This is a genomic window from Rhizobium sp. BK251 (assembly GCF_004345245.1).
Classification (GTDB): Bacteria; Pseudomonadota; Alphaproteobacteria; order Rhizobiales; family Rhizobiaceae; genus Rhizobium.
Genome location: NZ_SLUQ01000008.1, coordinates 1 through 24,305, shown reverse-complemented (window position 1 = coordinate 24,305; position 24,305 = coordinate 1). Strand labels below are relative to the sequence as shown.

At 60.4% G+C, this 24,305-nt stretch carries 20 protein-coding genes; 7 read left to right on the top strand and 13 right to left on the bottom strand.

The window, feature by feature from the left end; genetic code table 11:
- Window positions 1-137: 137 nt before the first annotated feature.
- The 3 genes from EV286_RS20755 to EV286_RS20745 all read left to right on the top strand — a co-directional run bounded on the left by EV286_RS20755 (window position 138) and on the right by EV286_RS20745 (window position 6,534).
- The gene (locus tag EV286_RS20755) at window positions 138-1,373 is read left to right on the top strand and encodes an LLM class flavin-dependent oxidoreductase (protein ID WP_132959455.1); all 1,236 of its coding nucleotides are present in this window, start codon (window positions 138-140) and stop codon (window positions 1,371-1,373) included.
- Window positions 1,374-1,824: 451 nt separating this feature from the next.
- Entirely contained in the window at window positions 1,825-4,884 is a 3,060-nt protein-coding gene (locus EV286_RS20750; protein WP_132959071.1) for a TIR domain-containing protein, read from the top strand.
- Between the two features lie 339 nt (window positions 4,885-5,223).
- On the top strand, window positions 5,224-6,534 hold the full coding sequence (locus EV286_RS20745) for an RNA-directed DNA polymerase (protein ID WP_165932902.1): 1,311 nt from the start codon (window positions 5,224-5,226) through the stop codon (window positions 6,532-6,534).
- Between the two features lie 22 nt (window positions 6,535-6,556).
- On the opposite strand, the gene EV286_RS20740 is transcribed toward EV286_RS20745, so the two are convergent.
- The 4 genes from EV286_RS20740 to EV286_RS20725 form a co-directional block, all read right to left on the bottom strand.
- On the bottom strand, window positions 6,557-7,399 hold the full coding sequence (locus EV286_RS20740) for an ABC transporter permease (RefSeq protein ID WP_245500778.1): 843 nt from the start codon (window positions 7,397-7,399) through the stop codon (window positions 6,557-6,559).
- Complete coding sequence (locus tag EV286_RS20735; protein WP_132959069.1) at window positions 7,396-8,277, bottom strand: ABC transporter permease; 882 nt, start codon at window positions 8,275-8,277, stop codon at window positions 7,396-7,398. The genes EV286_RS20740 and EV286_RS20735 overlap by 4 nt, the downstream gene beginning before the upstream one ends.
- The gene (locus EV286_RS20730) at window positions 8,270-9,340 is read right to left on the bottom strand and encodes an ABC transporter ATP-binding protein (RefSeq protein ID WP_132959068.1); all 1,071 of its coding nucleotides are present in this window, start codon (window positions 9,338-9,340) and stop codon (window positions 8,270-8,272) included. Before EV286_RS20730 ends, EV286_RS20735 begins: the two co-directional genes overlap by 8 nt.
- A 68-nt stretch (window positions 9,341-9,408) precedes the next feature.
- The gene (locus EV286_RS20725; protein ID WP_132959067.1) at window positions 9,409-10,536 is read right to left on the bottom strand and encodes an extracellular solute-binding protein; all 1,128 of its coding nucleotides are present in this window, start codon (window positions 10,534-10,536) and stop codon (window positions 9,409-9,411) included.
- Between the two features lie 244 nt (window positions 10,537-10,780).
- On the opposite strand from EV286_RS20725, the gene EV286_RS20720 reads away from it, so the two are divergent.
- Window positions 10,781-11,707: a sugar phosphate isomerase/epimerase family protein gene (locus EV286_RS20720; protein ID WP_245500797.1), complete on the top strand. Its 927-nt coding sequence runs from the start codon at window positions 10,781-10,783 to the stop codon at window positions 11,705-11,707.
- Between the two features lie 100 nt (window positions 11,708-11,807).
- On the opposite strand, the gene EV286_RS20715 is transcribed toward EV286_RS20720, so the two are convergent.
- The 6 genes from EV286_RS20715 to EV286_RS20690 all read right to left on the bottom strand — a co-directional run bounded on the left by EV286_RS20715 (window position 11,808) and on the right by EV286_RS20690 (window position 17,662).
- Complete coding sequence (locus EV286_RS20715; protein WP_132959065.1) at window positions 11,808-12,029, bottom strand: hypothetical protein; 222 nt, start codon at window positions 12,027-12,029, stop codon at window positions 11,808-11,810.
- Window positions 12,026-12,781 carry a COG4280 domain-containing protein gene (locus EV286_RS20710; RefSeq protein ID WP_132959064.1) on the bottom strand — a complete coding sequence of 252 codons (756 nt, stop codon included), beginning with the start codon at window positions 12,779-12,781 and terminating at the stop codon, window positions 12,026-12,028. Before EV286_RS20710 ends, EV286_RS20715 begins: the two co-directional genes overlap by 4 nt.
- A gap of 43 nt (window positions 12,782-12,824) precedes the next feature.
- On the bottom strand, window positions 12,825-13,871 hold the full coding sequence (locus tag EV286_RS20705; RefSeq protein ID WP_165932901.1) for an ABC transporter ATP-binding protein: 1,047 nt from the start codon (window positions 13,869-13,871) through the stop codon (window positions 12,825-12,827).
- Window positions 13,868-15,580 carry an ABC transporter permease subunit gene (locus EV286_RS20700; protein WP_132959062.1) on the bottom strand — a complete coding sequence of 571 codons (1,713 nt, stop codon included), beginning with the start codon at window positions 15,578-15,580 and terminating at the stop codon, window positions 13,868-13,870. Before EV286_RS20700 ends, EV286_RS20705 begins: the two co-directional genes overlap by 4 nt.
- Window positions 15,581-15,643: 63 nt before the next feature.
- Window positions 15,644-16,645 carry an extracellular solute-binding protein gene (locus tag EV286_RS20695; RefSeq protein WP_132959061.1) on the bottom strand — a complete coding sequence of 334 codons (1,002 nt, stop codon included), beginning with the start codon at window positions 16,643-16,645 and terminating at the stop codon, window positions 15,644-15,646.
- A 108-nt stretch (window positions 16,646-16,753) separates the two neighbouring features.
- Window positions 16,754-17,662 (bottom strand): MurR/RpiR family transcriptional regulator, encoded by a 909-nt coding sequence (locus EV286_RS20690; protein ID WP_245500777.1) that lies wholly within the window; start codon window positions 17,660-17,662, stop codon window positions 16,754-16,756.
- 316 nt (window positions 17,663-17,978) lie between these two features.
- Between EV286_RS20690 and EV286_RS20685 the strand changes: the two genes are divergently transcribed.
- A complete protein-coding gene (locus EV286_RS20685) occupies window positions 17,979-18,350 on the top strand; it encodes a PepSY domain-containing protein (protein WP_132959060.1) in 372 nt (123 codons plus the stop codon).
- 212 nt (window positions 18,351-18,562) lie between these two features.
- On the opposite strand, the gene EV286_RS20680 is transcribed toward EV286_RS20685, so the two are convergent.
- Together EV286_RS20680 and EV286_RS20675 are read right to left on the bottom strand one after the other, a co-directional pair.
- Window positions 18,563-19,333, bottom strand: coding sequence for a hypothetical protein (locus EV286_RS20680; RefSeq protein WP_132959059.1), 771 nt, complete (start codon window positions 19,331-19,333; stop codon window positions 18,563-18,565).
- Between the two features lie 22 nt (window positions 19,334-19,355).
- A complete protein-coding gene (locus tag EV286_RS20675; RefSeq protein ID WP_132959058.1) occupies window positions 19,356-19,622 on the bottom strand; it encodes a hypothetical protein in 267 nt (88 codons plus the stop codon).
- Window positions 19,623-19,893: 271 nt separating this feature from the next.
- Here EV286_RS20675 and EV286_RS20670 point away from each other — a divergent pair, with 271 nt between their 5' ends.
- Window positions 19,894-20,571 carry a response regulator gene (locus EV286_RS20670; RefSeq protein ID WP_132959057.1) on the top strand — a complete coding sequence of 226 codons (678 nt, stop codon included), beginning with the start codon at window positions 19,894-19,896 and terminating at the stop codon, window positions 20,569-20,571.
- A complete protein-coding gene (locus EV286_RS20665) occupies window positions 20,558-21,916 on the top strand; it encodes a HAMP domain-containing sensor histidine kinase (RefSeq protein ID WP_132959056.1) in 1,359 nt (452 codons plus the stop codon). The genes EV286_RS20670 and EV286_RS20665 overlap by 14 nt, the downstream gene beginning before the upstream one ends.
- A gap of 451 nt (window positions 21,917-22,367) precedes the next feature.
- Here EV286_RS20665 and EV286_RS20660 read toward each other — a convergent pair.
- Window positions 22,368-24,305, bottom strand: a 1,938-nt coding sequence (locus EV286_RS20660; protein ID WP_132959055.1) for a calcium-binding protein, incomplete at its 5' end; no start/stop codon positions are given.

Genomic DNA, 24,305 nt, shown 5'->3' with positions numbered 1-24,305 from the left:
GCAACCCATGCAGAGTTGGCAGGTGGGCCCTTTTGTCGTGAACGCGAAAGGCATGGCCGACACGAGGCTTGCCCAGAGTCAGCGAGACGCCTAGCATCCGGCCATCGGCTCCGATCCCGCTTTCCAGGAGTTCCATGATGTCACGGCTACGCTTTGGCGCCTTCCTCCCGCCTCATCATCCCGTTGGCGAGCACCCGATGCTGCAGTACCGGCGCGACCTCGACCTCGTCGAGCATCTGGACCTGCTCGGCTACGACGAGTTCTGGTGCGGCGAGCACCATTCGGGCGGCTGGGAAACGATCGCCTCCCCGGAGATGTTTCTGGCCGCCGCGGGCGAACGCACAAAGCGCATTCGCCTCGGAACAGGCGTCGTCTCGCTGCCCTATCATCATCCCTTCAACGTTGCCCAGCGCATGGTGCAGCTTGACCATATGACGGGCGGCCGGGCGATCTTCGGCTCGGGACCGGGCGCCTTGGCCTCCGACGCCCATGCGCTCGGCATCGATCCCATGGTCCAGCGCGACCGCCAGGACGAGGCCATCGGCATCATCCGGCGCCTGTTCAACGGCGAGCGCGTCACGGCCAGAAGCGATTGGTTCACCCTGCAGGATGCGGCACTGCAGATCCTGCCGCTCCAGGAAGAGATACCCTTCGTCGTTGCCTCGCAGATCAGTCCCTCAGGCATGACGCTCGCCGGCAAGCACGGTATCGGGGTCATCTCGCTCGGCTCGCTGTCGAGCCAGGGCCTGCTGTCGCTGCCGCGGCAGTGGGCTTTCGCCGAGCAGGCGGCGGTCGAGCACGGTAACACGGTCGATCGGCGGAACTGGCGGGTGATGCTCAGCTGGCACATCGCCGAAACGCGCGAGCAGGCCCGCAGCGAGGTGCGCGATGGCCTCCTTCGCTATCATAACGAATTTGTTTGCGGGCTTCTGAAGATGCCGGGCGTGCAGCCGTTCACATCGCCGGACGAGGCCGTCGACATGACCGCCTTCTCGGAAGGTGCGCCCACCACCATCGGCACACCCGACGACCTCGTTGCCAAGATCAAATCCGTGCTGGAGATCAGCGGCGGCTTCGGCACAATCATCGGCTTCGCCCATGACTGGGCCAGCCCCGAAAACATCCGCCGCAGCTGGGACATGGTCGCGCGCTATGTCGTGCCCGAGATCAACGGCCACCTCGCGGCGCTTCGCAGATCGCAGCAGTTCGCCATGGACAATCGTGGTGCATTCACACGCCAGCACGAGGCGGTCATGGCCAAGATCATGGAAAACAAGGCCGCCGCCGCCGCACTCCCCCTCACCCAGGCCCCCCACCTCCCCCCCGCCGCCGGCAACGTGCCAGAGTTCGACAACCCGCAGGACGACCAATGATCGATGTAGCGGTTGCCTGACAGAACGACCAGGCTTGGTGACGCCCGCTTATCCTTCGAGCGCGGAATGGAATGCAGGCCTTGGCGCGGCCAGAACCGTCGCCGGCCCTGCCCATATGATTGCGCCAGGATTCGCCGCCGGACATCGCCGACCAGCAAAGGCTTGAGCTTTCTTACTTGCTGAGTGTCCGGTCTAAAGTGGAACGCCCCACTCGGTGAGAAGCAATTCCATCGAGATGGAAATCGAATTGTCTAAAGTAATTCTCTAGTGTATGGTCTTATAAAATGAAAACGCGGAAACAATACTGGATATACATATTGCATACCGTAACGATGGAGCGGCTGAAATATAGGTAATTATCCAGCGCATAACCAATACAATAGGGCCTCGCCCCGGCGAGTGAGTAATGCTGCGCTCTAATTAACTTGGATGATCAATCGGATGAGCTACAATGTCTCAGCCGTGTTTGTTCTTGAGCCACTCTGGAGCAGATACTGAAGCTGCTCGCGAACTCAAACGTCGGATCCTTGACTCGGAGGCGGCGAAGGCCGCTGGCTTGACCGTTTGGTTTGACAAGGATGACTTGAGTCCGGGCGACCTATGGCAGCGTGAACTAGCCGACGCAATTAGCAAGCAAGCGACAGCCTTTGCCGTCTACGTTGGTTCTAGGGGTGTGGTGAACTGGGTTGAACGCGAGGTGAGCCTCGGAATCTCGCGAGCGACTGGTGAAAATGCCATTCCATTTATTCCGATTTTGGCCGCAAACGCAGCGGGCTCCAGATCCCTTCCGCCGTTTGCGGCGCAGCACCAAGGTGTCCGAGACCCGCTCAACAATCAGCAGGAATTTACTAAATTACTAACCGTCATAGTCGCCGGCCCAGAAAAGCGCCGTTTCGTAGCAACAGATCAGCCCTTTATTGGCCTCCGCTCAATGACGGAAGATTGGGCGGATAGGTTTTTTGGACGCGAGGAGGAGATTGAGCAAGTCATCGCGCTAATGCAGCGCTACAATTTGATGGCGATTGTGGCCGACAGCGGAGCGGGCAAATCATCCCTCGTCCAGGCTGGATTGGTCCCTCGGTTCCGAGGCGGCGCCCTTGAGGAATTAGGTGGGCGGGAGCCCGATGATCGAATCCGCCACGTAGTCATAATGCGGCCTGGCGCCGATCCATTGATTGGCCTGAAGGACGGCATCGACGCCGCGGCGCGAGTACTGAATTTAGACCCCGAACACCGCCGCAGGTTGCGCGAGCGTGTTGATCTCAGCCAGCCATACGAGACGGCTCATGCAATTCGTTGCGATCTCGATCCAAAAAAGACGCAGTCCCTGTTGTACGTCGATCAGTTTGAGGAATTGCTCACATTAACACCGGAAGACGACCGTCAACCATTTGCAGATCTGCTTCTTGCTTTGGCCGATTGGAACTTTTATGTCTTGCTGACTGTCCGGTCTGACTACTTCAATCTCCTGAGCGGGCATGACCGTCTGTGGCAGCGGCTTGGTGAAGATGGCAGTGGCGCCGTCTACAGGTTGCGCCGCATTGGCAATGAAGGTCTGGTGCAGGTCGTAAGTCGACCGCTGGAGATGGCCGGCCACACAAATGTTGATGAAATCAATGCTTTGGCGCGCGCCTTCCAGCGCGACATGATGGATCAACCGGGAGACCTTGCCCTTGTGCAAATGGCACTGGATGCAATATGGCGCCATCGTCAGGAAGCCGGGGGTCTGCTTGAGGCGTACGAGAAGGTCAATGGCATTGCGGGTGCGCTGGCGTACGAAGCCGACAACGTCCGCGAGACCAAGCTGTCTGCTCAAGAGCAGGATCTACTGGTTCCGCTATTCGTACGCCTGATCCGGCTCGGCGATACAGGGGGCGTGACTCGGCGGGCAGCTCGCCTTGCGGACCTCGATGAGGCGCGCGCCTCTCTCGCCAGGAAGCTGACCAGCAGCGACTGCGCCCGGCTGCTGGCGACCACAGAAGGAGAGTCGGTTGAACCGGCGCATGAAGCGTTAATTACTCAGTGGGTTTGGCTGCAAAACCAGCTCGGCAGCAGGGAAACGTCGCTTGCCGTTCGACGACTCGGGAGCCTGATTGACAGCGTGACAAATTGGGTCGCTGCGCCGACAGGCGAGAAGCCCAAGACACTCGCCAATCGTGCAGATTATGATCGCTACGCTTCACTGAGATCTGAACATCGAGCCTGGCTTACCGACATCGAGGACCATTACATTAAAGAAAGTGGCGAGACATTTCTCCTCGCCGAGACCGAGCGGCTTAGACGTGACCGCATACGCGCCTGGACAACCTATGGGTCCCTGGCGGCAGCACTCGTCCTGGCCCTGCTTTCCGCGGCAACGGGTTACTTCTATCTATCGTCGGTTCAACAGCGAAACGACGCCCAACGTTCGGAATCACTGGCACTCGCTGGCCAATCGCTTAAAGAGACCGAGGCCGGCGATCCCATGGCGGCTCTCCGCCTCGCTCTTCAGGCTCTGCCGGATGATCTTTCCAACCCGAATCGCCAATTTGCCCCGGAAGCACTCGGTGCATTGCGACAAGCTGTCATAGCGGCGTCAGGAGAAAGCGACGTAGTGCTGAAGCACAAGAATGACGTCACCTCGATAGCCTTCTCCCCGGACGGAAAATTGCTAGGCACGACCTCGAAGGATGGGACCATCAAGCTTTGGAACGCCAGTACCGGAGCTCAGATCTGGGAAAAAGGTAGCACCACAGCCGCCCGGGGCGTCGCCTTCAGCTCGGATGGGCAGCAGATTGCTAACGGTTCATACGATCGTACGGTGCAAGTCCGAGACACGGCTGACGGTCATATCATCTCTCGGCTGATAGGGCACACCCGGCCGATCACAGCGGTGAAGTTCGCGCCTACATTGCCGATAGTTGCCACAGGCTCTTATGACGGAACAGTTCGCCTATGGGACTCAGCGACGGGAGAGCCGATCTGTACATTGGGAAGCTTCCGTCAAGGTGTCCTCTCCCTTGACTTCAGTCCTGACAGCAGCGTCCTGGCAGCCTCATCATACCAGACCGTGGTCCGCTTCTGGGATATTCAAACCAAGAGTGAATTGGCGCCGTTGCCGCAAACACAAGTCGACGCAGTATACGCTATTACCTTTAGCCTAGATGGCATGAGACTGGTGACAGCATCCAGTGACGGCACGGCTTCTGTCTGGGAATATCCGAGTAGGTCGCTGCTTCATACCTTGAGGGGCCATAAGGGTGGTCTGTACTCGGCGGAGTTCAACAAGGATGGAACCCAGATTATTACGAGTTCCGCCGATCGAACTGCGCGCATCTGGGACATCGAGACCGAGAGCGAGCTTGCAATTCTGACTGGCCACCATCGCGATGTCTTCTCCGCCGTGTTTAGCCCTGACGGTAACCGGGCCGTCGTCGGCGGACGATCTGACGATGCAAGGATCTGGGCGCTCTCTGCTCCAGAAGGGCAGGAGTTGATCAATCGAGCAAAGGAACTACTCGAGCAATCTTGATGGATGTGCCACAAACCGGAGGATCGGACGATGTCGTCTAGTGGAGGTATTTCTCGGAGGCAATTCGTTAGCGGGCTCTTTGCTGCGAGCCTCGCAGGCACCTGCAGCTTAGGTGTAAGACGCACCGCTTTCGCGCATGTCGATTATTCCATAGACGACACTGTGAGGGCATGCATACCAATTTCCCCAGTCGAAACAATGTGGCATTTCCCGCGGCCCTTTGAAGTGGAACTCATTCGCGGAAGTGACCGGCTTAGGTCCGCCCTGACGAACAGAGCACTTGATATCATCCGATCCGGTTTCTCACCCGACCGTTTCGGAGAGCCAGAACTACTCTCCGTGCCCAAGCCCAGCGCACCAGGCATGCGCCAATTCTCCGTTTTCGAGCCTGGCGATCTTCTGGTCTACAACTCACTTGCCGTACAGCTCGCACGTGAGTTTGAATCGCTCCGGCCCCGGTCGGACCAAAATGTCGTGTTTTCATATCGGGGGAATCCCGAAAGGATCGATTTTGTTGGCGGCATTCAAAGTCATCGTGCCTTTCGGCAGCAGGCAAAATACTCGGATCGTGCCATTGATTCAGAGTATATCCTAAAGGCGGACATTAAGGAGTTTTATCCGAGCATCCCCCTTGACAATCTTGAAAACAGCTTATCGCGGCTCACTCGTCAGGAAAAAATCGCAGAATATTTAATGAGACTGGTGCGACATTGGAATTCAAACTTTGACGGCGGTCTTCTGATCGGTTCCTTAGCATCGAGCTTGCTTGCGGAAGCCCTGCTAATTCCTGTCGATCAAAATTTACTGCGTGAAGGATTCCAATATTGCAGGTTCTCAGATGATTTTGTGTTTTTCTGCTCCAGTCAAGACGAGGCACACGACGCACTTGACGCCGTCACTCAAGCCGTTGGCAATATTGGACTGGCAATAAATCCTTCAAAGACAAAGATTCTTCGAAAGAAGGTAGGTCAAGCCGCAGACCGCTATGAAATAGTCGCATCTAACCGCTTGGACGAACGCATATCGCAAGTGGAATCAGGGGCTCCGCCGGAAAATGCTTCCCCCATGGTGCGCGGCGCGATGAGATCATTGAAGAGGGTGGATTTCGATGAATTGTATGTGACCGCGATGGAAACTCAAGCGAGAGGCGACATCCAACGATGGATTCGATCCGCCGTTTTTCTTCGCAACATGCATCACACGCGGCTTGCGGCGCAGTTCGTGGCCGAGCACACACATCACACAGCCTTTTTCGTCAGTACTGTGAAGAGGGCTATTCGTCGGAGAACGCAGGCAGGCCGAGATCGCATGCTTGGCAACGTCTCGGAGTTGCTGCTGGATGATGCATCCCACCCATTTTCGCGGTTGAAGGGTCTTGTGCTCGTTCGCGGAAGCGCCATCGGGGCCTCAAGGGCAACAAGGTTTCTGCGAGAAGGCGATGGCACGGACGATGGATATCTCCATCGGCTTGCCCTCGAATGTCTGGGAACGGAGCCGGCCGCTCGTTCAGTCGCGGAGCGTTACCTGCATTCGACGCATGGTTGGTGTCGTAGGGCTGCTATACGAAAGTTGCCTATGGCAACAGACAAGCAACACAAACAGTTCGGAAACGGCAAGGATGACCCGATCACCAATGAGCTGTGCGCATGACCAGGACGTGAAGACGGTCGCTCTAGCGACGTGACCGACGGCTGAGCTCGAAGGCAACGGCCGCGATGATCGTCAGCACGATCAGAACAAGGCCGAGCGCATTGACGGCTGGCGTCAGGCCGGTGCGAACCTTCGTCGCGATGTAGATCGTCAGCGGCGTTTCCGTCCCGCGCACGAACAGCGTCGTGTTGTAGTTCTCGAAGGACTGCAGGAAGGCGATGAAGGTCGCTGCCAGAAGCGAAGGCTTGAGATAGGGAAGCAGGATGCGGCGAAACACCATGAAGCGCGAGGCGCCGAGGCCTATTGCGGCATCCTCCAGCGTCCGGTCGAATCTTTGCAGCCGGGCCGCAATCATCAGCATGACATAGGCGGTGATGAAGCTCGACTGCGCCAGCACGATCAAGAGCGTGCCGCCGCCAACGCCCGCCTGCCGCCACAGAACAAGCGTGGCGATGCCGATGGCGACGCCCGGCGTCAGTAGCGGTGACACCATCAGCGCATAGAAGAAGCTGCGGGAACGGTCCTGAAGGCTGTTCAGGAACAGCGCCGCAGCCGTCCCGATCGGCAACGAAATAGCGATGACACCAAGACCGATGAAGATCGACAGCCGAAGCGCCTTCCACATCGCCTGATCCGCCCACAGGGCGGCAAACCAATCGAGCGTCGTGCCGAGCCAGGGCGTGACCGTGGGGAACTTGCTCGCATTGAACGTGGCGATCGCCATGACCGCGAGCGGCAGGAACATGTAGATGAAGAAGAGCGCCATATAGATGGCGAAGATAAAGCGTGGCAGGGCTGCCAGCACAGTCGCGAGCACCGTATCGCTTCGCGACGCCTTCGCGGCACCTTCGAGGGTCATGGTCATTTCGCTACATCCGCAAGGTTGACCTTGAAAATCCGGAGAGCGGCCATCACGACCGCCATACACAGGGCCAGCAGCACCAGGGCGTAGGCGGCGCCCCGGTTCCAGTTTCCGCCCTCGAAGAACCAGTTGTAGATGATCTCGGTGAACCAGCGGCTTCCCGGAGCGCCGAGGAGAGCTGGCGCGACGTAGCTTCCGGCCGCCAGCATGAAGGTGAAAACGCAACCGGTCGCGATGCCGGCCTTGGCGTGGGGAATGACAATCCGGCGATGGATCTGCATCGTCGAGGCGCCAAGATTGCGCGCCGCTTCGATCTGCACCGAATCCAGCGTCGAAATGGAATTGTAGACCGGAAACAGCATGAACAGGGTGTAAGCATAGACCATGCCCGCCAGAACGCCGATATCCCCGAACCAGCGCATAGGCGCATCGAGAATGCCGAGCCCGACGAGGACCGCATTGAGCGGCCCGCTGAAGGCAAGCAGGATATACCAGGCGAGCGTCCGCAGCACCTCGTTGATCCAGAACGGAATGATCAGCGCCAATGTGACCCAGGCGACGGCACGGGGCGTCGCCAACTTGGCGAGCCAGAACGCCATGGGATAGGTGACGACGAGCGTCGTCAACATGACGAGCGCACTCGCCCAGATCGTCTTGAAGAAGATCGCCCGGTGCACCGGGTCGGCGAAGAGCGCGCCAAAATTCGTCAGTGTGTATTGATCGTCGGGGCCGCCGATCTGCGCCGGCGTCAGGTTCGGACGGAGCGAAAAATCGAGCATCATCAGGTTCGGTGCGAGCACCATGCCCACGAGCCACACGAAGATGCAGAGGATGATGAGACTGCCGAGGCCGGGACCAAACCTCTGGAGGAGACTACGCATCGGCCAGGACCAGCGCCTGCGTGGGCTCGAAGGTGAGCCGCACGCTTGTTCCGGCGGCCGGCGCCTCGGTGAGGCGGTGGTGCGGCAGGGCCGCGATCACCCGCTGCCCGCCGCCCGTCCGGGCATGCAGCATCGCCGTCGCACCCTCGAATTCCAGTTGTTCGGCAAGCGCATCTAGCCCGTTGCCGCTCGCCTCTACGCCGAGCGATATCGCCTCGGGCCGGATATAGATCATCGCGGCGTCCCCCGCCTTCAGACCTGTTGCGCCCCGCCCCAGAAAGACGCCGTGTTCCGTCCTGACCGCGGCCAGCCCATCGTCGATCCGCTCGACCCTGCCGGAAAATTCATTGGTCTCGCCGACGAATTTCGCGACGAAGGGCGTGCTCGGATTGGCATAGAGTTCTCGTGGCGTCGCCACCTGCTGCAGGACCCCGGCGCTCATGACCGCGACACGATCGGACATGGCGAGTGCTTCCGACTGGTCATGCGTGATATAGATGAAGGTAACGCCGGTGCGCTTTTGCAGCGATCGCAGTTCGGAGCGCATGTGCTGGCGTAGTTTCAGGTCGAGCGCCGAAAGCGGTTCGTCGAGAAGCAGGACCTGTGGCTCGACGGCAAGCGCTCGCGCGATGGCGACACGCTGCTTCTGCCCGCCGGAGAGTTCGTGGACCATGCGGTCGGCGTAACCCGGAAGCGCGATCAATTCGAGAAGTTCCTCGGCGCGCCGACGCCGCTCCGCTTTTCGGACACCGCGCACCTCCAGGCCGAAAGCGATGTTTTCCCACACCGGCATCAGCGGAAACAGGGCAAGCGACTGGAAGATCATCGATGTCGGCCGTTGGTTGGCGCCAATACCGACCATGTCGCGGCCGCCGATCAGGATACGTCCCGCGGTCGGCTGCATGAAGCCGGCGATCAGCCGCAGGATCGTCGTCTTGCCGCATCCCGAGGGCCCGAGAATGGAGAAGAACTCTCCGCTTTCCACGGCCACGGAGAGCTTCTCGACCGCGCGGGTGAAGCCGAAGGTCATTTCGATGTCGATCAGTTCGACGGAGCGGGACATGACTGCACGATCCTTGAAACGCAACGGCGGGGTCATCGCCCCGCCGCTTTTGATGACGTGCGAGCCGATCAAGCCGACAGGAACTTGTCCTGGTACTCGTTGCGCAGCGCGACGAACCAGTTCTCCTGCACCGGCCACCACCACAGCTTCTCGAGGGCGTCGCCAGGATAGGCGGCCTTGAAGAAAGCCTGCGAGGATTCCGAAAGGAGCTTTTCGGCGCCGACCGCCGTCGTGTTGATCGACGTGTGGTTGGCGTAAAGGGCACCTGCTTCCGGGGTCAGCACCCAGTTCAAGAAGGCGTAGGCCTGTTCGACATTGGCAGCGCCGACCGGGATGGAAACACCTTCCATCCAGGTGAGCGCGCCTTCCTTCGGCGCGACGAAGCCGATCGGCAGGCCTTCCTTTGCGAGGCCGGCGGCAGAGGAGTCCCACGTCTGGCCGATCGTCACGCCATTGGCGCGGAAGGCGCCCTGCGCCTCGTTCTCGTTCGACCAGAACTGGGCGATGTTGCCCTTGCGGGCGATGGCTTCGACGATGATGGCATCGTAGTTGGCGCGCATCGTGGCTTCATCCTTGAAGCTGTCGCGCATCGGCTTCGGCAGCTTGCCCTGCGCTTCCATCCAGAGGCCGAGGCCGACGAGGCCCGAATGGCCGCGAACGGTGGCCTCGCCGGCCATCTCGGGCTTCCAGATATCGCCGTAGGAGGCCGTGCCGTATTCCAGCGGCGAGGTGTTCTTGTCGAAGCTTATCGCTTCGGTGCCCCAGTCGGTCGGAACCTGGTAGCGCTTGCCGCCGACCACCGCGCCAAGGGTTTCCGAGCCCTTCACGGCGCTCGAAAGCGCGCGGTCCCAGAGAACCTTGCTCTCGTCGATCGGCTGAATGAGGTTGAATTCGACATAGTTGGGAACGCGGTCGACGGCCGGCCAGATCACATCATAGCCCGTGCCGTTGCTGGAGCGCATCTGGTTCAGGAGCTCGTCGTTGGTGCCATAGGGCGTATAGACCGGCTTGATGCCCGTGTCCTTTTCGAAGGCTGCGAGCATGTCGTCTGAAATATAGCCGGCCCATGCGAAGATGTTCACGGTGCCCGACGAGCCGGCGGCAAAGCCGGTGCGCGATACGAACGGAGCGGCAAGCGCGAAGCCTGCTGTTGCGGCAGCACCCTTCAGCAGAATACGACGGTTAACATGTGTCATTGGAAAACTCCCCTGCGGCGGCCGCTATCGGCCCCCCGATGAACTCGCTCATAGGGGCGGTGTATGACAACCATGCGACCACTTTCGACCGCAGGCCGAAGAACAGGAGATAAAGCCCGGAAAAGGAAATTTCATATAATTGTCATGCACTTGTCGCCATCCCGACATGCAACTCGACTAGCGCAGGCGCCTTCGTCCCAGCCGCCTACCGGCGGTTCTCTCCTGATGAAAAGGTTCTGTGGAAATGGTCGCCAGCGGCGTCAAGGGCATCGGTATTTCCGCCCACAAAAGGGCAGATGATCTCTCCGACTTTGGTGCGGAACTCGACATGATCGAGGCGCTGGGCGTAGACTCGATAGAGATCCCCACATTCGATCTCGATCTGGTCGTGGGCGGAAAGGTCCGCAGGCCGCAACTCGATGCACTGCTGCGCGCCATCCGCGGTCGCGGCGTGACGTACTCAGTTCACGGACCCCTTGCCATCAATTTCATGGATGAAGCTTGGCGGCTGCCTCGCCATTTCGATGTCCTGAAAGCCTCGCTGGAGGTGGCCGCGGAAATCGGCGCCAAGCACTACGTGATGCATTCCGGCCTGACGCAACGGCAACAGGCGGCGGGAACCGAAGCTGCCTATGAGAGGCAGCGCGAAGCGCTCTCGCGAGCCGGCGATCTGGCGCGACAGCATGACCTTATCCTCTGCGTCGAAACGCTGTTTGCCGATTTCGACGGGAATGGCTACGCCTCGTCTCCCAGGCGTCTCGCCAGGGAGCTTGCCGCCATCGCACACGACCACGTCATGGCGACGCTGGACTTCAGCCACTCCTACCTCAAGCTGGATTTCGACGGAGACCGGGAGGCCTTCGTTGCAGAGGTCTCGACGCTGGCTCCCTACGCCAGGCACCTCCACATCCACGACAGCTTCGGCAGACAGGACGATATCTGGATGTACACGGAGGGCGAACGCCTTGCCTACGGCCACGGCGACCTCCACCTGCCGGTCGGCTGGGGCGACATTCCGTGGCAGTCGCTCATGGAGCAATGCGTCTTCCCCGAAGGCGTCGTCTTCAACATCGAGCTGAACAAGCGCTATTGGTATGCCGCGGTCGAGTGTGTCCAAGCAACGAAGGCACTCGCAGCCGCCGCGCAAACCCAACGGCGCGCCGCCGCCTGATGCAGGTGCCAGGGGAACTCACATGCTCCCACTGGCTCAAAGTCGGATAGCCCCTCACAACTCCGTTGCTCTGGCAGGCTAAGAAGGAGCTATCCGGGGGTCACCGCACCGAGAATTTGCGCCGTGCGGCCCTGGCAAGGCTCTCGCCCAATATGGCAAGGCAGCCGGCGAACACGACGACGGCCGCGACAGTCCCACCGACCAGGCCGATCCTTGCCGCATAGCCAACGGCAAGGACAAGGATCAGCGACAGAAGCGCGAGCGCTCCGTCGTCGATGAACATTCCGACCAGTTCGTTGAATGCGATTCTTATGATGTTCATCGGGCCACGGGCTCCATGTGGGAATTGTAGTATTGGCGAAGCATCTTGACCGCGAGGAAAGAGAACGCCGCGAGAATGCCGAAGATCGGAAGCAGGGACAGATCGGCGCCCGGCCATTCCGCGCCGATACCCTCCCCGACCCAGAAGACACCGAAGGCGCTGAGCATCAGGCCAACGACGAACTTCAGCCTGTTTTCCGGCACCGTCGACAAGGGCTTGTGGACAAGCATCCCGACAATGAGAACCAGGACGCAGGCCGCCAGGGCTCCGAGGCTGGCGTAGCCCAGCATTCCATGTCCGGCCCCGGTGGCGATGACGATGAAGACCACCTCGACGCCCTCCAGCAAGACGGCCTTGAAGGCGGCGGTACCTGCGAGAAAGTTCGCGCGACGGTCAGCCGCGTTGCGGCGAAGACTGTTGGTTTCGTCGGCGAAGGCCTTCTCCTCGTCATGCAGGGCGATGAAGCCTGAGGCGCGAAGGATCGCCTTTCTCAGCCAGCGAAGGCCGAAGAGAATCAGGAGCGTCCCGATCACGAACTGCATGATCTCGATAGGGATGAGGCCGAGAAGCGGGCCGAATAGCAGGACGAGGACGGCCAGAACCGCAAGGGCCAGCCCCGTGCCGATGAATGCGGGACGCCAGCTCTGCGTCACGCCGACGGCGAGAATGATCGTGAATGCCTCGACGACCTCGACGAAGGAGCCGAGAAAGGCGGCCGTCACAGTTGATGTGATGCTTGTTATTGTTGTCATGATGTTGGTCCGCTGTTCATTGCCTTTGGTTTCTTGGAGGGTTTCAGGCCGGCAGCACCATGCAGCGCTCCGGCGGCAGCGAGAACGCGAGTGACGACCCCGGCTCCTCCCGCCGCGGCCAGTCGATGCGGATGACATCCTGCCCGACCTTGACCTGCAGGCGCCAGCAACGGCCGTGGAAGGCGCTGTCGACGACCTCGCCGGTCAGATTATTCTCCGGGTGCTCAGCCGCCGGACGACCGTCCTCGGGTCGCACCACCAGCATTGCCGAACCCGAGAAACCGGCCGAACTGTGATTGAGCCGCTTGCCGTCTCCACAAACCGCGAAATGGTTCTCGTGTGCAGTTCCGCTGATAAGCGAGAAGCCACCCAGGAAGCGCGCCACGAATGCATTGACCGGCGCGGCATAGATCGACTGCGGGGTTGCGAACTGTACGATCGATCCCCGGTCCATCACCGCCAGCCGATCCGAAACCGCCATGGCCTCGACCTGGTCGTGGGTGACGTAGACCGCGGTCATTCCCTCGGCCCTGATCAGCCGCATCATTTCCGAGCGGAGATCGTCGCGCAGTGCTGCATCGAGGTTGCTCAGGGGCTCGTCGAGCAGAAGCAGGCGAGGACGCATGGCAAGACATCGCGCTATGGCCACGCGTTGCTGCTGTCCGCCAGACAGTTCACTCGGTCGACGAGCCTCAAGCGCGCCGAGCTGCGTGATTTCCAGGGCATGCGCCACACGACGCCTGATCTCCTCCCTTGCGTAGCCCTGGACCTCCAGGCCGAAACTGAGATTCTGCCGTACCGACATGTGCGGCCAGAGGGCGTAATCCTGGAAGACGAGGCCGATATTGCGGTCTTCGGCGGGCACCTCCCGGTCCCGTCTCCACACGACCTCGCCTTGGATTCTGATCTCACCCTTGTCCGGTGCCATCAATCCGGCGATCGAACGCAGGAGAGTAGACTTCCCCGAGCCGCTCGCGCCGACGAGCGCGACAACCTCTCCGGAGCCGACCGACACCGCAAGATCGTTCAGGACGACCTTGCCTCCAAGGGACTTGGACAGCGAGGAACATTGCAATGCTGGCTCAGTCACGATGCGGTCTCCATAAGCTTGCATTTGCGGAATAGGAGAGCGATGCCCGCCACAACGCCTACCACCACCAGGGCCACCAGGGCCATGGCACAAGCGACGGCGTCGCGATCCTGCGTGAAGTCGTTGACGATAAGGGCCGGAAGCGCGGGTCCCGATCGAGGCATCAGGAACTGTGACATCGGCAGCTCGAAAACCGACCGCACCATTGTCACTCCGAACGCGACAACGATCGCCCTGCGCGTGAGCGGCATCACGACACGCCGCAGATGCTGCATCGGCCCGGCGCCCGAAAGTCGCGCCGCCTCGCCGAGCGAGGGACCAAGTCTGTCCAGTGCAGCCCAGAGAAAGATCAGACAGTAGGGCAGCGCAGCGGCAGCGTAGCCGATCACAAGCAGCGTTCGCGATCCGTACAGACCGAGGTCGCGGAACCCGAAAAGCCGGTTATAGACAAGGATGTATCCGAAGGCGAGGATGATCCCCGGAATGGCGACCGTCACCATTGCAAGACCAGCGGAAACCAGCCGCGTCGTCCGCGACGCCAGAGAAATGCGATAGGCAAACATGATGGCGAACGTGACGGCGACTACCGCTGCCAGGAACGCATAGACGAAGCTCCAGACCAGAGCCTGACCAGCAGCGCTGGAGATGTCGAAGACCGTCCGCATCGCCGCCAGCGAGAAATTGTCAGGCGACAACGCGTCGCTGAGCGAAACTGTGAATGCTCGCACCACGATTGCCAGCAGAGGAAGGATCGCTGCACCAAGCGCGAATATGATCATGCAGCCAAGCGCGATTGGCTGCCACTTCCCAAGCCCGTACCTGACGAGACGGCGGTTCCTGCCCGAGACGAACCTAGTCTCCTTCTGCGCCCCGCCAAGGGCAGCGGCAACGACCGACCCTGACACCAGCACGACAAGGAGCAGCGCCTGGGCGCCTGCCGCGGCGAAATCGACCGGAAAGCTCGCCGTGGCGGCATAGATGTTGTACGTGAGGAGGCTGAAGTTCATCGATCTGGCAATCGTGTTCGCCATTCCGAAATCCCCGACGATCTCCGCGAAGGTCGTGAGCAGCGAGAGGCCGATGGCGGGCAGAAGCATGGGCGCGACGATGCGTCTGATTGTCTGCCAAGGCCGAGCGGACGCCATACGCGCGGCGTCGATGAATTCTCCTCCGAGGCCCTGCAGGCGGGACCGCACGATGAAATACGGTACCGGGAACAGCGCGAAGGCCATCACCATGAGCAGGCCTGGAGGCCCGAAGAAGGCTGATGCGCGCTCCGGGCTGAGAACGCCGAGATAGACAAGATAGCCGCCCTGGGACATCAGCAGAACCCAGGCCAGTCCCTTAAGGTAACTGGGCGTCGCGAATACCAGCCACGGCAGGGCAAGCCAGAGCTTCCGCAAGCGAATGTCCGTCACAGTCAGCACGAGTGCGAGAACGGTCCCAAGCGCGGTCGACGTGACGGCGCCGACGATGCCAAGCAAGACGGTGTTGACGACGCCATTGAGCAGCCTTGGGGAACTGACGAGTCTTGAAAGCGCGCCAAGCGTCGGCTCGAAACTCGGCGCGACTGGATCGAAAAGCCTCGGAAACGCCGCCTGCCCCAGGACAAGCAGGAGGGGTAGACCGATCAGGACGAAGGCCAAAAGCCAGAGGATGGGTGCTCCGCCTCCCCAGCGCTGTCTCCTGATCATAAGCGAAACTGTCATTTCAACACCGTAAGCCTCTGTCGAACGAGACGCGGCCGATTGGCCGCGTCTCCGATCCGCACATCAGGGAACAAACTGATCCCGGAACCACTGCTTCCAGTCAGCCTCGTTCGCGGAGGCGACCTTGTCGTCGAGGATCTGCCATGTGTTCGTGTTGTCGGCGCGAGCGCCCTTGCCCTTCACGCCATTGATCACGGGAGCGAAGAAACCATCGCCGCCTTCTGCCTGAAGCATTGCTGCCTCTCCTTCCTTCGTCAGAAGGAACTGGATGTAGGCTCTCGCCTGCTCCTCGTGAGCGGAGGTCCTGGCAATGCCGGCGCTGGAAGGAATGGCGGTCACGCCTTCCGAAGGATAGACCACCGAGACCGGTTCCTTTTTGTCGATCAGCGCATAGATCGAAGTGTCCTGCTGGATCGCCAAGGCAGCGTCGCCGGTGATGAGCGCCTTGTTGACCGCACCGCCACTCGGTATTCCGCTGATCGCCTTATTGGTGAGGATCTTCGCGAGCTCCTCCTTGCCTGCATCGACGCCCTTGTCGGCGAAGTAGCCCGCTAGCCATTGAAAGGCCGGGCCGGAGAAGTTCGGATCCTTGGCAGCGACTTTACCTGCAAAGTTTTCCAGGTCGGTCCAGGTCTTGGGAGGCTGGGCATCGCCGACCTTCTTCGTGTTCACGGCGATCGCTGTCGTCGACACCGTGATTGGGAAATAAGCCTGCGTCTCCGGAACAAGGCGCCGGCCGAGCTCGGTATAGTCAACTTTGTCGGCCAGACCCGGCTCAGGCTTCAGAATGCGCTGTTCGGCAAGACGGTTCATGACAGCCGACCCCTCGACCCACAGCACGTCGAACTGTGGGTTGTCACCTTCGGCAGCGACCTTGCCAAGCAGCTCACCGGTCGAAAGCCGGACGATATCAACCGAGATTCCGGTCTTTTCGGTAAACGCCTTCGTCGCGGTATCGACGGTGTCGAGCGCCGAATAGACCACCAGATGGTCAGCAGCGAACGTTGGAGAAACCGAACAAAGCAAGGCTGCAGTAAGTGAAACTGCAATTATATACTTATTCATATCATGATCCTCGAAGATTATGTTTCGTGCGCGCAAAGAATGCGCAGCAATTATATATTATAAATAATTCAGAATTATTACACAGTATCGATATTTCTATACGATATACTATCTCTTTGCGCCGCGCTTCAGCCAAAGCTTGTCGATAGCCCCGCGCAGGGCGCCAAGCTTCTGCAGCGCCGATAGAGCGGCGCCGCGATCCTGCTCGGCCAGCGCCACGATCATCGCTTCGATGAGGACGATCGTTGCGCCGTGCATCGAGAGATGATCAGCCCTGCCACGAGGTACGGCCAGGACATCCCTGACGCGACGCCTGACAAAGGGAGCCAAGCTGTCGCCGACGAGCGCTACCGGCACCTTGTTTTCCTCGGCATGATCGAGGACGACAGTCACTTCGCGGTAGATTGGAGCGTAGGCGATCATGAGGATCACATCGCCTTCGCCGACGGTCATCAAGCGGTCGGCAAGACCGATGCCGCTGTCGGAAAGAGCCGTCGTCGCGAGCCCGAGCCGGTTGAACTGCAGTGCCGCATAGTCGGCAACGGCACCGGAGGGGCCGATCCCGAAGACGAAGCGGCGGCGCGCGGCGAACATCAGTTCCACCGTGCGGTTGAACGCGTCGCCGAACTCTGCCGTCGTCATCGCCTCGAGGCTCTCGCGGTGGCTCTTTAAAACATGGCCGAGGGCGCCGTCGGGATCCCCAGCCATATCGTCGAGGGTCCGTTTCATGCGACCCTCCGGGCCGCCACCGGTCAATTCTGCAAGGATCATTTCTCGCAACGCCAGCAGACCATCGAAGCCAAGGGAGCGCGCAGCACGCACGACGGTCGCATCGCTCGTGCCAGCCTTGTCGGCGATCTCTGCCGCAGAATTCAGAAGCACGGCCTCTTTCTGGTTTCGGAAGAAGAGCGCCATCTTGTGCTCGGCAGGAGACATCGATGGGAGCGCAATCTCCAGCCGTTCGTCCAGCGGCATGTCAGAGGTGATCACCCTGTCGACCATTTCGTCCCGATCCATTCTGTTGTATTTGCTACAGGCTCTATATATCCGAAATGTTTATTTCATAAATGTGACGGCTGCATAACATTTCGGTGCTTCTCTACCCGACCTCGCGCGAAATGGATTCAGCGATGGGCGCCTGTCGGGGACAGATCCGCCTCCTCGTGAAGCTTGGCAACATGGCTGCCTGGGCCAATGAGCCGTTCGCCATCCCTCGGCTACGAGAGAGTTCCACAAGGCTTCCTTACGGAATGGTAAAGGCGCCGAAAGGCGCGGCTGAACTTGGCCGGTCATACAGGCTTCGGTTCATCCTGAACCGTCAAAGGAGCAATCAATGACAAGCTACAGAACGCTGAAGGCCGCCCTCGCGGCATTCGTCGCAACTGGAACGATCGCCATTGCGGTCGCGACCGCACCGGCAATGGCCGCCGATCCGCAGGGCAAGGATGATGCGGCAGAGTATTCCAAGCTCGAGGGTGCCAAGCTCGGCCTGGCGGACGCAGTCGCAGCCGCTGAGAAGCAGTCTGGCGGCAAGGCCGTCAATGCTGCGCTCGACAACGAGCAGGCCAACGCAACCTTCGAAGTCGAGATCATGACCTCGAACGGGTCACATTCGGTCGCAGTTGACGCACAGACAGGCACAGTCACGCCGGTCGCCGATAGCTCCGATGGTGAGCAAGGGGGCGACAACGAAGACAGCGAGTAGTCCTCGACTTTTCCATCCCTTCCGGATCAGGGGCCTCGAGACAAACTCGAGGCCTTTGTCGTTTGTAAGACTTTGGGCCGGCGTGCCATACCTGCCAGCCCACTCTTCGACAGTCGGCTCAATCCGAACTCGCAAACGTCATGAAGGCCTTTCCAACCGCACGAAAAAGCCCCCGATGTTAGTCGGGGGCTTCTGGGGAAGACGTGCCGCGATCAAGCCGGCCACTCCTCCTGTCCCTCTGTCAGTTCCGCTTCATAGCGGATCGTCATGTAGACGACGGTCACTGCAATGACGATGAGAAAAAGCAGGCTCGTATATACCGTTCCAAGCCCCAGGCCGCCATATTCGACCGGTTGCGAGAGATAGTCGCCGAGGGATGCGCCAAGCGGGCGGGTAAAAATATATGCAAGCCAGAAGGACAGTACCGCACTGGCGTTGAGGGCGTAGTAGGTGAAGGTGACCACGCAGATCACGCCCAGGAAGATCAGCCCTGTCGTCACGTAACCGAAGCCGAACACTTCAGCGAGCAGATCACCGATGGCGGTCCCAAGCGCGAAGGTCAGAAGAATGGCCAGCCAGTAGAACGCCTCTCTTCGATCCGTGGTGATCGAATGGATTGACAATGTCCCTTCCCTGGCCTTCCAGACGATGAAGGTCAGGATCAAACCGACGCTGAACGCGATCGTGGAAACCTTCAGGGGAACGCCGAAATTGTCGGTCAGATTGTCAGTCACCAGCGTGCCGACGATGCTGACCAGTACGACCACCCACCAGTAGATCCACGGCACGTACCGTTTCTGCAAAAACTGAAGGACGATCGCGCCTGCAAGTATGGCCGTCATGATGACCGAAGTGGCAGTCAGACCCAATCCCATGTTCACCGCAAGGTAGTCCGCGGCCGTCTCACCCATCGTCACCGCCATGAGCTTGATCAGCCAGAAATCAACGGTCACGCGCGGGACCCTGTTCAATGCCTGTCTCATAGGTCTTCTCCTCGGCGGCGGCTCACTTGCCCAGGATCTTCAAGGCATCAGCCAGAAACTTGTCGGAACGGGTATCGTCGTCGGCGTTGCAGCGTTCGACGGCTTTCGTCTCGAGATCGTTGACCTTGGCCGAGTCGACGTCGCTGAGCTTGGCGGAGGCCTTGGCAGCACGCATTTCGCTGAGCATCTGCTCGCAGGGAACGGCGGCGGCGCTGGCCGGCAGTGAGCCGGCGACGAGGCCGACAATTGCAAGCGAATTGAAGACGGTTGCGGTCACAAGCTTTTTCATTGGACTACTCCGGTTGCACGGCCTTTGCACCGTTGCGTTGAACCCGCCGGCAACCATCTGTCGGAAGCCGGTGCCCCTGGCTTGTAGAGCGGTGTTCATACCTGCCTCTTGCCGCAAGAATACAGTTTCGTAAGAAACGCCCTCAGCAAGCCGCGCCTCGTTCCGTCTCCGCCTTACGAAAGCGTAAGATTCCGATAAGGTGCCTGAAAGGCTGGATCGTCATGTGTGAGACGTGAAAGCTTGAAGGCTCCAGAAAGGCTTTGGCGCGGCGATGCGAATCCTGGTCATCGAAGACGATCAAATGACCGCTGACTATATTGCGAGAGGGATGTCGGAGGCCGGTCATGTCTGCGACGTGGTGGCAGATGGACGGGACGCCCTGTTCCACGCGACGCGCGAGCAGTACGACGTGATGGTCGTTGACCGCATGGTGCCCGGCCTCGACGGACTGTCCGTCGTCAAGGCCATACGGGCTGCGAAGGTGAAGACACCGGTCATCTTCCTCACTTCGATCGGTGGCGTCGACGACCGTGTCGAAGGACTCGAAGCGGGTGGCGACGACTACCTGGTCAAGCCATTCGCATTTTCCGAGCTTCTTGCTCGCGTCAACGCCCTTGCCCGTCGTCCTCCCGTCCAGGACCAGAAGACCGTACTGCGGGTCGCCGACCTCGAACTCGATATCGTCCGGCGCCAGGTAATGCGTCAGGGTCTGCCGGTCGACCTGCAGCCGCGCGAGTTCACGCTATTGGAAGTGCTTATGCGTGCGGAAGGGCGGGTGTTGACCCGAACGATGCTGCTGGAGCGTGTCTGGGATTTTCACTTCGATCCGAAGACCAGCGTCGTGGAAACCCACATCAGCCGGCTCCGCTCCAAAATCGACAAGCCTTTCGACATCCCGCTTCTCCACACGGTCAGGAACATCGGATACTGCCTGCATGTACCGCGTTAGCTTGCTGCGCAGCACGCCCTTTCGACTGGCGCTGACGTTCAGCCTCCTTTTCATCGTCGCATTTCTCATCACCGGTGCCGTGACCTACGCGCTCTTCAAACGAGAGCTGGGGCGCGCACTCGACGTTTCGGTCCACGACACCTACGCGGTCGTCGCCTCGACCTACTCCTCCGACGATCTCGAGGACCTGATCGCCGCGGTCAATACTTATTCCACCCTCAACAGCTCGGAGGGCCGCGTCTTCCTGCTCGTCGATGCGAATGGCAGACGGTTGGCGGGAAACGTTAACAACGTCGCCGTCCCCGACAACTACTCTGACATCGACGCTCGGCCCCTCGGCTTCAAGGGCGATGATCGGATCAGGATCTTTGCAGGAACAGTCGGCGGAAACCGTCTCCTCGTCGGCCAGAGCTATGCTGAGACAAACGATCTCGAGCATATCGCCCTGATGAGTTTCGGGTGGGCGTCCGCCCTCATCGTCGCGCTTGCGTTCGGCGGTGGCATCCTCCTCGCCCGGCGCGCTCAACACCGCCTGGACGGCATTGCGCAGACGATGGCCGACGTTTCGAACGGCAGCCTGTCCAGTCGCATTCCGCTGCACGGCAACGGCGACGACATCGACGTCTTGTCCTCGCAAATGAACCAGGCGCTCGACCGCCTTTCAGGATTGGTGGAAGGTATGCGGCAGGTCAGCGCCGATATCGCCCATGATTTGAAAACTCCACTCAATCGCCTGCGCATGACGATCGAACGCATCCAGCAGCGCGCCCGCGACGAGGATCTACTCAAGCTCGTCGACAATGCCCGTGAGGAAAGCGACCGCATCAACGCAACCTTCGAGGCGCTCCTGCGGATATCGCAGATCGAAGCGGGCGCACGCAAGGCGCGCTTCGTGCCGGTGGACCTGCTGGGCGTCATGGCAACGATTGCCGAGATCTACGTCGACGTCGCCGAAGACAACGGCCAGCGGCTGACCCTTGCTTCGCCGGTCGGCACGCCGGCGATGGTAAACGGCGATCGCGAACTCCTCACACAGCTCTTCGTCAACCTCGTCGAAAACGCGATCACGCATTGCCCGCCCGACACTGAGATAAGCATGGTGCTCAAGGCCGGAACTTCCGGATGGACGGTCATCATCGCCGACAACGGGCCTGGCATCGCGGCGACCGAGCGGGAACTCGTCTTCCGCAGGCTTTACCGCCTCGACAAGAGCAGGACGACGCCGGGCAGCGGCTTGGGCCTAAGCCTCGTCCGAGCCATCGCAGACCTCCATGGAGCCACCGTCTCGCTGGAAGATCATGACCCCGGCCTGCGTGTCGTCCTTCACTTCAATTCCTGGGTGTAGCGGCGATGGATTTGAAGCTTTCCTGGACTGATGAGATATCACAGCCCTCCAGAAGGGAAGGTCCCGATAGGCACGCCGCGCGCAAATCCTCGATCGTCGCCTTGCTTGCCGCCGCTCCACCGATGTCGCGGAGTCGCCGAGGTGGCGGCTCGCCAAACCCAACCAACGAGCTCGGCTGTGTAGCGCTCTTGCACAAGCCGAAAGGGGCGGCGCCGGTCCTCTCGGATGAGCGCGCGCCGCTCGCTCCGGAGACGTTCGTGTTTACGCGCGTAGGGGCTGCTCCGGGAACTCCAACCGGAAATGTCCTTGCCGACCATCACGCGAACCGATTGCCGCTGCCTTTGTTCGAAGTTTCGCAAACTTCCTTGCCGCCATCCAACCCTTTCAGGTGCGACAGAGCTCCAGCCCATTCCGCCCTTCGAGAAGTCCCATCGGCAGGTCCGAGCGAAGCTCATACAAACTGGAAATCCGCCGACTGCAGGCTCGACACGGCCACGTTCTTCAGCGTGATGGTGTTGTCTGCATCGGCCGTGATGATCGTGTCGGTGCCTGACAGGACCGATACCGCGAGCAGCGATGCCCAGTCCGCAAAGATCGTGCGATCGATCTTGATGGTGTCATGTGCCGCGCCAACTGCCTCGAAATTCATGATAGTATCATGACCCCAATTCGGCGCGTAGACGAAGAAGTCCGCGGCCATTCCACCACTAAGGATGTCGTCGCCCGCGCCACCCGTCAGCGTACTCGACGCGGCGAAACTACCCACGATCCGATTATCGAGCTCATTGCCTGTCCCGGTAAAGCCTTCGAAGCCGTTGCCGACGGAGGACAGGTTTTCGATGTTTTCCCCTAACGTGTAGTTGGAGAGAGACGTTTGCACTTGGTCGATCCCTTCTCCGGCGTTTTCAACGATGGCGTCTCCGGCGTTGTCGACGATGTAGATGTCGTTGCCAGCCCCGCCGATCAGCGTGTCTGTCCCCGCATTGCCGTTTAGTACATCGTTGCCGGCACCCCCGGTGATCGTATTGGAGAGCGCATTGCCGATGCCGCTAAAGTCACCGGTGCCCGTGTAGACGAGGTTCTCGACATTGGCAGCAAGTACCAACAGCCCAAGCCCTGTCTTCACGGTGTCGGTGCCCTCGTTGGCTGCTTCCGTTACCATGTCCGTGGTAAGGTCAACGATGTAGGTGTCATCGCCCGTTCCGCCGATCAGCGTATCGGCGCCTGCTCCCCCGTCCAGCGTATCGTTGCCGGCGCCACCCGACAGCCTGTCGGCGGCGTCGCCACCGGTGATCGTGTTGTTGAGGTCGTTGCCCGTGCCAGCGAAGGCCACCGTGCCGGTATAGGTCAGGTTCTCGACATTGTCGGCAAGCGTATAGGCAGCCGACGCAGCCTTCACCGTATCAATTCCCTCACCGACATTCTCAACGATCACGTCGCCGGCAACGTCGACGATGTAGGTGTCGTCGCCCGTCCCGCCGATCAGCGCGTCGGCGCCTGCTCCCCCGTTCAGCGTATCGTTGCCGCCGCCGCCCGACAACCTGTCGGCGGCGTCGCCACCCGTGATCGTGTTGTTGAGGTCGTTGCCCGTGCCAGCGAAGGCCACCGTGCCGGTATAGGTGAGGTTCTCGACATTGTCGGCAAGCGTATAGGCCGCCGACGCGGCCTTCACCGTATCAATGCCCGCGTCGGCGTCTTCGGTGACGACGTCGCCGGCAACGTCAACGATGTAGGTGTCGTTGCCGATCCCGCCGATCAGCCTATCGGCACCTGCTCCGCCGTTCAGCGTGTCGTTGCCGGCACCGCCGGTGATCACGTTCGCCGCCGCATTGCCGGTGCCGGTGAAGCTGGCGGACCCGGTGTAGGTCAGGTTCTCCACGTTGGCCAGTGTGGCAATTGAGTAGGCCGCAAGCGCCGTCCGGATCTCGTCGGTGCCCGCACCTGCCGCCTCGCTGACCACGTCGCCCACGACATCGACGATGTAGGTGTCGTTGCCGATCCCGCCGTCCAGCATGTCGGCCCCTGCCCCGCCATCCAGGATGTCGTTGCCGGTGCCTCCGGTGATGATGTTGGCCAGGGCATTGCCGGTCCCGGCAAAATCGCCTGACCCGGTGTAGGTCAGGTTCTCGACATTGGCTATATTGCTCAGCGCATAGGTGGAAAGCGCCGTCCTGACCAGGTCCGTGCCTGCATTGGCTGCCTCGGTCACGACGTCGGCCAGATCATCGACGACGTAGGTGTCGTTGTCGGCACCACCGATCAGGATGTCTCCCCCCGTCCCGCCGATCAGCGTGTCGGCGCCTGCTCCGCCGTTCAGCGTGTCGTTGCCGGCGCCGCCGGTGATCACGTTCGCCGCGGCGTTGCCGGTGCCGGTGAAGCTCGCGGACCC